This is a genomic window from Candidatus Methanoperedens sp. BLZ2 (assembly GCF_002487355.1).
Classification (GTDB): Archaea; Halobacteriota; Methanosarcinia; order Methanosarcinales; family Methanoperedenaceae; genus Methanoperedens.
On record NZ_NTMG01000023.1, the window covers coordinates 1 to 12,631 of the forward strand.

Genomic DNA, 12,631 nt, shown 5'->3' on the forward strand with positions numbered 1-12,631 from the left:
AACGGGCGGCTCAAAATACCTGTTATAATGGGAGAATACCAGCAAACCGGGATACGTTCAGGTGTGTTAAGTGTGATTTCTCTGGTCATGCTGACCACATTGCAGCTATCAATATTGCTGCAAGGGCTGCTGTCAATCAGCCTGTTATAGCATGTGATGAAGTCAAAGCCAATATTGGAATTGAGATGGAACATAGTTATAAACCTCTTTCGGGAGCATCAAACATGCCCCCGAATTCTATTCGGGGGTAATTGACCTCAGTTCAGGGACTTGTTACATTCCCGGCATCTTCCTCAGGTACGAAAAGCGCTTCCCCGAATTTGTCTTTACCATAATTCCTTATTATATCCTGTCCCTCCGTAGATGTCGCATAGTTAATATATTTCAATGCAAGATCGTACTTCACATTCGGGAATTTGGCAGGGTTCACAGCCATGACATGGTATGGATTGAAAAGGTATTTCCGGTCAGATTCGAAAAGAATTTTCAATTTTATTTTATCCTTCATTGCAAGATATGTTCCCCTGTCTGAGAGTGTATAACCATTCTTGATGTCAGCGGTTGTGATCGTGTCTCCCATGCCTTTGCCCACTGATTGGTACCATGTCCCTGCAGGTGTGATATTGGCGGCTTTCCAGATCGATTTTTCCATTACGTGAGTGCCTGACTCATCACCGCGGGAAATAAAGGGAGCCTGTTTTGATGCGATTTTGCGGAAGGCGTCTGTAGCATTGCTGGCATTTTTTATCCCGGCCGGGTCGTTCTCTGGTCCGATTATCACGAAATAATTGTACATCATATAAGTGCGGTTGATAAAACTGCCGTTAGCGACAGCTTTTAATTCAGACTGGACTGCATGGACCATCAGAACGTCTGCTGCTCCGAGTTCGCCTGTAGCTATTGCTTTACCTGTTCCCTCGCATATCGTTGACATTTCTACGTTATTTTCTTCTTCGAACTTTTTGTTAAACACATCGAGCAATCCTGTATCACAGGTTGAAGTTGTGGTAGCCAGACGCAGCTTCTGCGGGGCAGAGGTAGATATTGTTGAGACTGGAGTTGTTGTAGAAGCTGTTGAAGTTATTGTAGAAGTTATTGCAGGGGTTTTAATATTTTCGGTGGGTGCCTGCTGGGTACAGCCGGTTATAAGTGAACTCAGGATAAGTACTAAAATTATTTTTGTGAACAGGATTTTCATATCATAATCACCTTATGTTCACTCAAACATAACGCTTATTAATAAAAGTTTCGAAAATATTTCGAGACTGGTGTTCTATAATCTTAAATTCCAGACATTTTATTTTTCTTTTCCGATCATTACTTCAGTAGCCTTCACTACCGCTACCACTTCATCGTTTTTCTTGATATCCATGGCATCTGCAGCCTCTTTTGTAATTATTGCAGTAATTATTGCAGGTTCAATGGAAATCTTGATCTTTGAAATAAGACCTTCTTTCTCAATCTCGATTATCCTGCCTTTCATCTGATTCCTTGCTGATATTTTCAATCCGATCGCCTCCCAGAAAGTTTTGTCATAAACCGTCTGGTTAAGTAAATTTTGATATGTATTAAATTCTTCAAGCAGATTCAATGCTTTTTCAGTCAGGGATGTTCCCTGATCCAGGCCGCCTCGCTGTGTTATTATCAGGGGTTCTCCAATGCTTTCTTCAATTTCTTTTAACAAAAGCCATGCATGCTTGTAAGACATTTTCACTTTCTTGCATGCCCTGTTCAGGGAACCCTCACTGTTTATGGCTTCAAGAAGAGTTGCTTTACCTTCTCCTATGATTGGCTCTTCGTTATTATTTATTAACCACAGTTTTGCTCTTGCTTGTGTTCGTTTCATGGCAATGTAAAAACTTTTATATTCCCTTTATCTTCATGGCAGTATTCCGGGCATTCATAAGCACAAGCCCCATCTGGACATTCTTTCCTGTAAGCACTATCAATATTGCATGCTTTCCAGCCCGAACCGTAACAACTATGTGGTTTTCTGACTCATATATTAATACATTAATATTCTCACCCGTTAGCTCTTCCATGGTTTCACCAGCACGTTTGAATGCAGCCGCTCCATAAGCCGCAAATGTTTCCCTGTGCATGGTATCCGATCTGGTGCTTGCCATAATAAGCCCATCATATGTTACGATAGCTGTAGATATGATATCCCCGGTGGAATTTTCCAATTCCGAAAGTGCAAGTAAATATAATTCCGCTTTAGTAGTCATTTTTATCGTTATGAAATGTGTCTGGATAATTTTCTCAACATTTTTTCAAGGATATACATGGAGATTATTGCACTTACTCCAAATAATGTCTCCATGAGTTCGCGGATAGAATAAGGAATGGGGCAGCTGATTGTACCTATTAAACCAAGGAATTTCCATAAAATAGCAAAAATAGCAGCGAATTGGAAAAACATAAAAACGTGGACAAAATCTCCCGTTGATTTCATTCCAAGCATATAAGTTGTATATACTGTTATTGAGCCTCCTGTTATCCACATAATATTTTCAAGGTTAAAAAAAATATTTTTTATAGTTTCATTTTCCATTCCGGAAAAATACAGGTAAATAAAAAGGATCGGAAATACAAGAGCAAATATGAACGGAATAAAACTCATAGGTTTTGAGATAATTTTTCTTTTGTATAATTTCATATAAATAAGTATTAATGCGGCTGTCATGAATATCGCAGAGCCTATGCCAAAAATGTGTCTTATTGAATCTAAAACAGGTAATTTGGAAAAATGTCCCAATTCACGGATCCCGAAAAATAAAAATGTCAGGAACAGGTATGTCCATGGCATCTCACCCACATTCCAGTTACGCCTGTACTTGTAGGCTGTAATGACCAGAATTAACGATGTCCACCAGAAGAGATTTGAAAGAATTACATGAATTCCGATAGTTTCTTCAATTCCATGCGAAAATAAACTGTAAATATCAAACATTATGGCAATAATTATCCTAACAATTATATTAGCCTTTAGATTAAGCGATGCCATCATTTTTGTTATTGGTGATAGATTGTTTTTCTTATATGCTCATTTCAGTATACATAATTGGAAAAACCTTCCTGTGAATGCCTTTTTGATGATATATTACCTGAAATGAATTATACTGCCATACTAAAATTTATTATTAGAACGATCAATTCAACAAAAGAATAACACATGAGCAAACTTGGAAAAATATTAAAAGAAAAAGGCCCGATCCGCAAAGTTGGCGTGGTCGGAATGGGCTATGTGGGGATCCCGTCAGCGGTTTTATTTGCAGAAAAGTTTGATTTTGTATGGGGCTTCCAGAGAGCATCCCAGAGTTCAGGTTATAAAATCGAAATGTTAAATAATGGAATAAGCCCGCTTAAAGGAGAAGAACCAGGACTTGAAGACCTGATCAAAAAAGTCCGTTCACAGGGTAAATTTGAAAGCACATCTGATTTTTCAAAAATTAGAGACTTGGATGCAGTCACACTTGCCATCCAGACGCCATTTAAGGATAAGGGGGAGCTTGAGCCTGATTTTGGCGCTCTGGAAGAAGGAATCCGCCAGATCGGAAAGTACCTCAAAGAGGGAATTCTTGTAGTTCTTGAGTCAACGATAACACCCGGAACTACAAAAAATTTTGCAGCAGATATCCTGAAGGAAGAATCCGGCCTTATACCAGGTGAAGATTTCGCGCTTGCCCATGCTCCTGAAAGAGTGATGGTTGGAAGACTGATACGCAATATCCGGGAACACGACAGGATAGTTGGCGGAATAAATATGGAAAGTACCGGCCGCGCAGTTGAACTCTATACCCCTGTCCTCACCATAGGCAAAATAATACCCATGGATTCAACAGCAGCCGAGGTTACAAAGACTGCTGAGAATACATTCAGGGATTTACAAATTGCTGCTATCAATGAATTAGCCCTTTATTGCGAAGCTATGAGAATAAATGTCTATGATGTAAGAACAGGCATTGACAGCTTAAAAGGAGAAGGAATAACAAGAGCCATCCTCTACCCCGGAGCAGGCGTCGGAGGGCATTGTTTAACAAAAGATACTTATCATCTTGAAAGAGGAGTCAAAATTTCCGGTTCAAAACTGGATTATCCCGCGGAATCTGCGTCCCTTTATGTCCTTGCCCGGAAAATAAATGATTTCATGCCCCAGCATATGTATAATCTTACAAATGAGGGATTAACAAGTATAGGGAAGAAATTCAACGGTTCAAAAATAGCATTACTTGGCTGGGCTTTTATCAATAATTCTGATGATACGAGAAATACGCCTTCTGAACCTTATCTGGATATGGTGGAAAAAGATGGCGCCAGAGTTACGATACACGATCCTTATGTATCCCAGGATGGCAGCCTTAAAATTTCCCAGGATCTTGAAGAGAGCATTAAAGGAGCAGATGCGATAGTTATTTTTACAGGGCATAAACAATATTTAAATATTAAAGCCAGTGCCATAAAGAAATTATCAGGGCATAAGCATCCTGTCATAATCGATGGAAGGAATGTGATCGACCCTGATGCTTTTATCAAGGAAGGATTTGTGTATAAAGGGATTGGCAGGGGAGATAAGAACTACCACGAAATCTGCAATAAATAAATTTTTATATAGTTTATAGATAAAATTTTATTTTTCAGCAATTCCTATTGCTTTCTTTTGTTCATATGATTCAATTGCAGCCATTGCTACCTCAAGGGCATGCCTGCTTGTTTCCCCATTGGAAATTACGGCTGTGTTATCCCTTACGGATTTAATGAAATGCTCCAGTTCATTCTTTAAAGGCTCTTTTGGTTCAACCTTGGCTGTGCGTACCCATGCTTCATCATGCAATTCCACTGCCTGTTTAATATAATCAAGATATGCAACACCCTTTAACCCTATTGCAGTAAGATTCCGTATTTTATGCGGTGTCAGCCAGTTTGTTTCTACCATTCCTGAAAGATTCGTATCGCATCTTAAAAGGATTGATGCATGGTCTTCGAATGAATGAATATCTTTGCCTGCTATCGTATAAACTTCATTGATCTTGCGGCCGTAAAGATATGAAATTACATCAATATCATGCACGCCAAGATCCATTATTATCCCGACATCACGTATTCGGGGATTGAATGGCCCGACCCGTCTTGAAGAAATGGACACTATCTTACCGAGCATGCCGGAATCTACAATCTCTTTTAGTTTTGAGACCGCAGGATTAAATCGTTCGATGTGTCCTACCATCAGCTTTACCTTTGCATCATGTGCTGCATTTATCATTGTATCAGCGTTCTTAAGGGTATCAGCTATTGGTTTTTCGACCAGCAAATGAGTTCCCGAATTGATAACATCAAGGGCAACTCTTGAATGAAAAGTCGTTGGCACTACCACGCTTACTGCATCAAGATCCTGTTTTAGTAATTCATTGTGGTCAAAATATGGTGTTGTATTATTTGTCTTAGCAAGCGAAATAGCCCTGTCCCTGTCCGTATCACATATCCCCACAAGTTCTACGTCTTTCATTTCTCTGTATATTCTTATATGGTGCTGCCCCATGGCGCCACCACCTATTACAGCAACTTTCATTTTAAATCACCCCGGTTAAGTATTGTTTATTTAATTGGTTAATTACGTTTGTTAAATAATTTTTTGTTTATCCATAATCCTTTTCAGGGATTACCTATCAAGATTTCAAGTTATTTAAATCTATACGGGATTAAAATATTATAATGTATATAAACATGATCATAATCATTGAATATATAATTATACTTTGCGCGGGGTCAAGGGATAGAGATCGCCCAATGCTTTAGGCTTGAGCTGAATCGTTCCCCTTGGAATAGATTACTTTCACCCCACTCTATCATAAGCGATATATAATCTAAAAATAATGTCGATGCTGCATGAAAAAGACGTATCAATTCAGAATATACCCTGACAAAAATCATGAGGTTATTTTGAATAGAACGCTTGGAACTTGCAGGTATCTCTATAATAATGCTCTTGCAGAACGAAAGAAGCAAGCAGAGCTTAATCGGCTTAGAAAATCATTTGATGTATTCCCGTGGGGAAAACATGAATGGATCAGCAAATACGATCAAATGCTTGATTTAACAGCTACAAAAACAGAATATCAAAAAGAAGTATATGGTCAAGTGCTTCAAGATGTTTTAAAAAGAGTGGATCGCAGTTTCAAGAATTTCTTTAATGGGTTCGGCTATCCACGGTTTCAAGGAAGAAATAGATACAATAGTTTCACGTATCCCCAATCAGGTTTTTCAATCAAAGACGGAAAGCTTAACCTTTCAAAAATTGGAGCTATCAAGATCATCCTGCATAGACCGATTGAAGGCATAATCAAGACCTGTACCATCAAAAAGAATATTGATCAATGGTATGTTTCCTTTTCATGTGAAATCGAAGAGCCTATCCCGGTTGAAGTCAAAACCAAAACAGGAATAGACGTTGGATTAATCGACCTGATAACCCTGAGTAACGGGGAACAGATCAAACCTCCGAAGTTCCTGCGGGAATCAGAGGATAAGCTGAAACAGGAACAGAAGCGGTTAAGCCGGAAAAAACTCAGGTCAAAGAACAGGAATAAGCAGCGGGTGATAGTATCAAAAGTACATCGAAAGATCGGGAATCAAAGAAAAGATTTTGCTCATAAGACCAGCAAGGTTCTTGTGGATTCCTATGACCGTATCGTGTTTGAAGATTTGCAGATAAAAAACATGGTGCAAAACCCTCGTCTTGCTAAATCCATCTCCGATGCTGGCTGGTATCAATTAATGCAATTCACAAAATCCAAGGCAGAATGTGCCGGGAAAATAGTTGAATTCGTTAATCCCGCAGGAACATCCCAGACCTGTATTTGCGGTTTCCGTGTCCCAAAAGACCTTTCAGTGAGGGTACATAGTTGTCCTTCCTGTGGTCTTGTCATGGGAAGAGATCAGGTGTCTGCAATATTAATCGAGAATAGATGTACGGTAGGAACTACCGGAATTAACGCCCGTCAAGGATATCTCAGCGGAGTATCAATGCAGCGGGACGCTCCGTGGCTTTAGCCGGAGCAGTTCACTTTCCATCCATAGTAATACTTTTATACATCATGGTTTAACAGGCAGACCAATACCAGGTCATATATTATTGGAGAAAAATTGATAATTATACGAAAATTCCAGCCTTCTGATTTCCAGTGGGTCATCGACATCGAAAGGAAGGTTTTTAATGAGCATGACCCTTATCTTTACATGCAGTTCTATGAGACATATCCCGATACTTTTATTGTAGCTGACATTAACGGTTTTGTTATAGGCTATGTGGCAGGATTTCTGGCACAAGTTGGAGTAGGACGCATATTTTCACTTGCAGTAGACCCTAAATATCAAAACAGGAGTGTTGGTAGCAACCTGTTAAAAGAAATAATTAACATTTTCCGAAAGGAGGGAGTCACTGAGATAATTCTTGAGGTCAGGATGGATAATATTAAAGCGAAAAGATTCTATGAGAGACTTGGATTTTCCCAGTTCGGGATAGCTGAAAAATACTATAATGACGGCCAGAACGCCCGTTTAATGAAGCTTAAATTATAGTTAATCATAGGAGGCTTTTCTTACCCACATTTTTCAAAAACCCTATCCATCGCCGTGCATCATCGACTTTTTGTTTGATATCATCACTTGGATCTTTTAACTTGATCTTACCTGCTTCACATTCCTTTAGATCCATAATTGCGCGTATGAAACTTGCGATCTCATTATATAATTTTTTTGCCTCTTCTTTCGTGATATCTTCTCTTAAAAGGATCTCCTCATCATACTTCGCTTTAGTTTCAAGAAAAGTCACAAGTTCCAGTAAACGGTCTTTTTCCTGTTCCGAAAGCTCCTTATTATGTATGCAACGCCATATTAATTCATGGAGTTTAATGTTTTCCCCATTAATCTCTACTTCCTCTGGTACTTTTTCTCCCACCCATATAAGATATCTGTGTAACCCGTTGAGTAAATGCTCCCTTTCTTCCAGGGATATGCAATCATCCGGATTTAATTCTTTTTGGTTCACACTTCCCTGCTTCCCATTTTGATTAACTTGGTCAATTTTGATTAATTCGATTATAATTCTTCGAGATACCTTTCTGCGGATACCGCAGCGATCGCCCCATCACCTACCGCTGTTGTTATCTGGCGAAGTGGTGTGACCCTGCAATCTCCTGCAACAAATATGCCTTTAACAGAAGTTTCCATTTTAGCATTTGCGATTATAAATCCCCGTTCATCCTTTTTTACATCTGCAAATTTTGTATTTGGGATCAAACCCACATATATGAAGACGCCATCTGTTTTTACCTCCGAGGTCACATTCGTTTTCAGGTTCTTTAAAACGACCTTCTCAACGACGTTTTTCCCCACAATTTCTTCGAGTACCGAATCCCAGATAAAACTTATTTTCGGATTTGAAAAAGCATGTTCCTGGTTGATCTTTTCAGCACGCAGCTCATTGCGCCTGTGGACTACAGTTACTTTTTTTGCCATCTTTGTAAGATAAATGGCTTCAGTGATCGCGGAATCTCCTCCGCCTATAACTACAACCTCTTTTTCTTTAAAGAAAAAACCGTCACATGTAGCGCAATATGAAACACCCCTGCCTGTTAATTCAACCTCCCCTTTTGCACCCAGCCTTTTTGGCGTTGTGCCGGATGCTATTATGACCGACTTAGTTTCTATGTCGCCTTCTGTTGTTTTAATGATCTTGATATTTCCTTTATCCTCGATCGAATCAACTTCTGCCATTCCTTTCATTTCAAGCCCGAATTTGCGTGCCTGTTCTTCGAATTTCGCTGCAAGGTCAGCGCCTGATATCTCAAGGAAACCCGGGAAGTTCTCGACCTTGTCAGTGACTATTATCTGTCCTCCGATCCCCATTTTTTCAAGAAGGACAGCATTCAGCATAGCGCGCTTTACATAAATTCCCGCAGTGAGACCCGCAGGCCCGCCGCCGATAATGACGATATCATAAACCATAATTCTTCAGTCCTTGTATGGTGATTATGGTATATAAATTTATGAAAATGTAACTTATTTTTCAAATGGATTTTAAGACATCTACTTAGATTTCCATAATTCTCCTCTAAAAATTCCTGCATCAATTGAACGAGTGAGCGGCAGGTTGCCCGAGGGAATCCATATTCTGTTTCGAGTTCATAGAAAAGCTGCTGTTCTGCGGTCTTTATCCAGACGCTCCGTACCTTAGAGCATAAGCGCTGAAGCATTAAAACTGCATCAAAAAAATATCATGATTTAATTATAAAAATCAAGTGCTTCTAGTAATCCCAACTTCCCCCATTCCTGCTGCCTCCTCGCCTCTCCCCTTCATGCGAATCCCGGTGCCGACGAGAGCAAGATGTTGGGGCTGCTTCTGATTACTTTCCTCCCACGTCTCAAATTTTACAAAATTTTTACCTGTACCCATACTCCCTCTTTGCTTTCATCAAATCCCCTATCTTGGTTGAAGTCAGGAGTTCAAAAACAATTAGCAATAAGAAAAAATACATAAGATTCATTGCGACACCCAAAGCTCCTTTATCCAGGGCTATCAATGCCGCGACCAAAGGTGCCGCAATGGTTCCGATGACACCTGAAGCATGCATAAGCGCCCTTTTCACGCCTTCTGCCTTAAGGTATGAAAAATAATTGATCCTGAGAGTAGGCTCGATGCGTGCAGGGCCATTTAGATAATAATGTGTGAATCCGATCCCGAAAAGCCTGCCTGTCAAATAATGTGAAAGCGGATGCAGTGTGGCCATAAGAATGAGGGCACATAGATATAGCACCCAGTCTGTATTTACCCGAAAAGCAAGAACTATAGCAGCAATTGTGGCAGTAATTTCCAATAAGTTCCCGGTAAATAATCCAGGGGTCAAAGACACTTTTCCCTCAAATCTTTTTCGACTTAAATTTTCAATTTGCATGAGAAGTTCATCATCATTAATCTTATCTTTCTTGATCTCATTCACGATAGATAGGAACTCTTTCCCATTGTAATTGTTTTCAAGCTTTTTCACGCGTTCTTTCAAATCATTGTGCATAGTCTTTGTTATCCTTCCATATTGAAGTGTTTCAGGTGCGTCTTAAATGTTCGCAACTCCCGGATACGATCTTTTCAAGATGTCCATCACTTGTTTCAAGAATGAGTGCTCCTTCATTGTCCACACCTATCGCTTCACCATATATTGAATGCGCCTGTGTGGTTATCTTTACCCATTCACCTATTGTAGCCGACATGTTTCTCCATTCTTCCAGTATGGATTTGAATCCCTCATCCTGGAATTTCAGATACAATTCATCAAACTCTTCAAGTAATTTCCTGACAAAGCCAGCACGATTTATTTTAGCTCTTTTTTCTTTTTTAAGTGATGTTGAACTATCCCTGATATCATCGGGGAATGATTCTGTATCTACATTTGCATCTATTCCTATCCCGACAATAAGATAATCAATGAGGTCAGCTTCAGCCCGGATCTCTGTGAGGATGCCGCATACTTTTTTCCCGTTAATAAGAATGTCATTCGGCCATTTTATTTTTGCAGGAAGACCCAGACTCCGTATTGTCCTGGCAACACAAACACCTGCAAGAAGCGTAATCCTGGGGGCATGTGAAGGTTGTATCTTTGGCTTAAGTATGATGGAAAGCCATATTCCTCCTTCAGGAGAGATCCATTTGCGCCCGAGACGGCCGCGTCCTGCTGTCTGGGCTTCAGCTATTACAATAGTGCCCTCATCTACTGATCCAGCTATCTCATGGGCTACAATATTTGTACTTTCTGTCTCTTTAAAATATTTTATCTCTTTTCCTATAACCTTTGTTTTAAGCCCGGCTTTTATTTCACCCGGGGTCAGCCTGTCAGGTGTTTCGATAAGTGAATACCCGAGATTTGTTGACGAATCGATCATATATCCCTCATCCCTTAAGACCTTGATATGTTTCCAGATGGCAGTCCTTGAAACGCAAAGTTCGCTTGCGAGCTGTTCTCCGGAAATCCGCATGCCTTTATTATTAATTAGTCTTTCAAGTATCTTATCTTTAATGTTCATTTAGCTCACCCAGCTTTGCATTCCGGATATATGTACCAACAGCCGCTGTTATTGCTGCCACCTTTTTATCCTCTGCTCCCAGGGCAGATGCAAGCGTGGCACCCTTCTCCTTTTCAGCTTCTATGATCTTCTCCACTTCTTTTATGATATTGTGATCTTCAATGAAATGAGTAGTCAACTCCCCGCGCCTGAAATATTCGTTATTCATAACGGCTTTATGAAAAGGTATGTTGGTGGTTACACCGACGATTATATATTCATATAATGCGCGCTTCATCCTGGCGATAGCTTCGTTCCTGTCCCTGCCCCATACAGTAAGTTTCGAGATCAGAGAATCGTAGTACGGTGTAATGGTAAATCCTGTGTGTACGCCGCTGTCCACACGTACGCCTGGACCGCCGGAAGAGCGGTATCTCCTGAGTTTACCGGGCGCAGGTGTAAAGTTATTAAGCGGATCTTCCGCATTCAACCTGCACTCAATAGCCCAGCCTCTTTGCTGGATATCCGACTGTTTATATGTCAGCGCCTCGCCCGAGGCGATCCTCAATTGCTCTTTTGCCAGGTCAACTCCTGTTACAATTTCAGTTATCGGATGCTCAACCTGGAGCCTTGTATTCATTTCAAGGAAATAATAATCTCCTTTTGAATAAAGGAACTCGATCGTTCCCGCATTAGTATAATTTATAGCAGCAGCCGCTTTCACTGCATCAGAACCCATCTTTTCCCTTAATTCAGGTGTCATTATGGGAGACGGCGATTCTTCAATAAGTTTCTGGTGCCTGCGCTGGATAGAACATTCACGGTCACCAACATGGATAATATTCCCGTAGGAATCTGCAAGTATCTGGAATTCGATATGGCGCGGTTCTTCCAGGTATTTTTCTATAAAAACTGTTGCATCCCCGAAGGAGGATTTTGCCACCCTGCGGGTGGATTCGATGGTTTCACGCAGTTCTTCGGTCTTCCTGACCACTTTCATGCCTATGCCGCCGCCGCCTGCCGAGGCTTTAACGATCACAGGATAACCGATAGATTCTGCCACATCAACAGCAGAATCCAGATCATCAATACCGTTCTTGCTGCCAGGTATGACCGGGATCCCCGCAGCTTTCATGGTCTTTTTTGCCGCGATTTTACTGCCAACACTTTCTATGGTTTTGCCTGAAGGGCCGATAAAAACTATCCCTTCTTTTTTGCACCTGTCTGCGAAAATCTCGTTTTCAGACAGAAAACCGTAACCAGGATGTATAGCTTCTGCGCCTGTTTTATGCGCCACTTCAAGAATGTTGTCCATGTTCAGGTAGCTCTGTGAGGCAGGCGCAGGGCCTATGGGACGTGCTTCATCTGCGTATTTTGCAAATAGCGCATTTTTATCTACATCGGAATAAACCGCCACTGTCTTTACATCAAGCTCCCTGCATGCACGCATGACGCGGATCGCGATTTCACCGCGGTTGGCTATCAGGACTTTTTTAAACATGAATTTTATTACTCCTTCATCTGATTACAATAAGAGCCTTTCATATTAATTCAGATGCTTATTGTTCTGGGGGCT

The 12,631-nt window shown here is 40.6% G+C and carries 15 protein-coding genes; 4 read left to right on the forward strand and 11 right to left on the reverse strand.

The window, feature by feature from the left end:
* Positions 1-251: zinc ribbon domain-containing protein (locus tag CL181_RS20065; RefSeq protein WP_394336510.1), on the forward strand; the 251-nt coding region annotated here is incomplete at its 5' end.
* Positions 252-262: 11 nt separating this feature from the next.
* On the opposite strand, the gene CL181_RS03170 is transcribed toward CL181_RS20065, so the two are convergent.
* From CL181_RS03170 to CL181_RS03185, 4 genes are all read right to left on the reverse strand, one after another.
* Entirely contained in the window at positions 263-1,198 is a 936-nt protein-coding gene (locus tag CL181_RS03170) for a substrate-binding domain-containing protein (protein ID WP_097297799.1), read from the reverse strand.
* Positions 1,199-1,297: 99 nt separating this feature from the next.
* Positions 1,298-1,846, reverse strand: coding sequence for a TOBE domain-containing protein (locus CL181_RS03175; RefSeq protein ID WP_097297800.1), 549 nt, complete (start codon positions 1,844-1,846; stop codon positions 1,298-1,300).
* A gap of 16 nt (positions 1,847-1,862) precedes the next feature.
* Complete coding sequence (locus CL181_RS03180) at positions 1,863-2,228, reverse strand: roadblock/LC7 domain-containing protein (protein WP_097297801.1); 366 nt, start codon at positions 2,226-2,228, stop codon at positions 1,863-1,865.
* Positions 2,229-2,236: 8 nt separating this feature from the next.
* Positions 2,237-2,953, reverse strand: a complete 717-nt coding sequence (locus CL181_RS03185; RefSeq protein WP_141398775.1) for a hypothetical protein — start codon at positions 2,951-2,953, stop codon at positions 2,237-2,239.
* 222 nt (positions 2,954-3,175) lie between these two features.
* On the opposite strand from CL181_RS03185, the gene CL181_RS03190 reads away from it, so the two are divergent.
* Positions 3,176-4,603: a nucleotide sugar dehydrogenase gene (locus tag CL181_RS03190; protein ID WP_097297803.1), complete on the forward strand. Its 1,428-nt coding sequence runs from the start codon at positions 3,176-3,178 to the stop codon at positions 4,601-4,603.
* 27 nt (positions 4,604-4,630) lie between these two features.
* On the opposite strand, the gene CL181_RS03195 is transcribed toward CL181_RS03190, so the two are convergent.
* Positions 4,631-5,569 (reverse strand): UDP-N-acetylglucosamine 3-dehydrogenase, encoded by a 939-nt coding sequence (locus tag CL181_RS03195; RefSeq protein ID WP_097297804.1) that lies wholly within the window; start codon positions 5,567-5,569, stop codon positions 4,631-4,633.
* A 317-nt stretch (positions 5,570-5,886) separates the two neighbouring features.
* Between CL181_RS03195 and CL181_RS03200 the strand changes: the two genes are divergently transcribed.
* Both CL181_RS03200 and rimI read left to right on the forward strand, forming a co-directional pair.
* Positions 5,887-7,050 carry an RNA-guided endonuclease TnpB family protein gene (locus tag CL181_RS03200; protein WP_097297805.1) on the forward strand — a complete coding sequence of 388 codons (1,164 nt, stop codon included), beginning with the start codon at positions 5,887-5,889 and terminating at the stop codon, positions 7,048-7,050.
* A gap of 93 nt (positions 7,051-7,143) precedes the next feature.
* Positions 7,144-7,578 (forward strand): ribosomal protein S18-alanine N-acetyltransferase, encoded by a 435-nt coding sequence (gene rimI, locus CL181_RS03205; protein WP_176505035.1) that lies wholly within the window; start codon positions 7,144-7,146, stop codon positions 7,576-7,578.
* A 4-nt stretch (positions 7,579-7,582) separates the two neighbouring features.
* Here rimI and CL181_RS03210 read toward each other — a convergent pair whose 3' ends face one another.
* From CL181_RS03210 to CL181_RS03230, 6 genes are all read right to left on the reverse strand, one after another.
* Positions 7,583-8,047 (reverse strand): DUF5788 family protein, encoded by a 465-nt coding sequence (locus tag CL181_RS03210; protein ID WP_096204254.1) that lies wholly within the window; start codon positions 8,045-8,047, stop codon positions 7,583-7,585.
* Between the two features lie 50 nt (positions 8,048-8,097).
* Positions 8,098-9,006, reverse strand: coding sequence for a thioredoxin-disulfide reductase (trxB, locus tag CL181_RS03215; protein ID WP_097297806.1), 909 nt, complete (start codon positions 9,004-9,006; stop codon positions 8,098-8,100).
* A 289-nt stretch (positions 9,007-9,295) separates the two neighbouring features.
* Positions 9,296-9,454 carry a hypothetical protein gene (locus CL181_RS20810; protein WP_217993076.1) on the reverse strand — a complete coding sequence of 53 codons (159 nt, stop codon included), beginning with the start codon at positions 9,452-9,454 and terminating at the stop codon, positions 9,296-9,298.
* Complete coding sequence (locus CL181_RS03220; RefSeq protein WP_096204255.1) at positions 9,441-10,070, reverse strand: hypothetical protein; 630 nt, start codon at positions 10,068-10,070, stop codon at positions 9,441-9,443. The genes CL181_RS20810 and CL181_RS03220 overlap by 14 nt, the downstream gene beginning before the upstream one ends.
* Positions 10,071-10,101: 31 nt before the next feature.
* Positions 10,102-11,076 (reverse strand): biotin--[acetyl-CoA-carboxylase] ligase, encoded by a 975-nt coding sequence (locus CL181_RS03225; RefSeq protein ID WP_096204256.1) that lies wholly within the window; start codon positions 11,074-11,076, stop codon positions 10,102-10,104.
* Complete coding sequence (locus CL181_RS03230) at positions 11,066-12,556, reverse strand: acetyl-CoA carboxylase biotin carboxylase subunit (RefSeq protein WP_096204257.1); 1,491 nt, start codon at positions 12,554-12,556, stop codon at positions 11,066-11,068. Before CL181_RS03230 ends, CL181_RS03225 begins: the two co-directional genes overlap by 11 nt.
* Positions 12,557-12,631 lie beyond the last annotated feature (75 nt).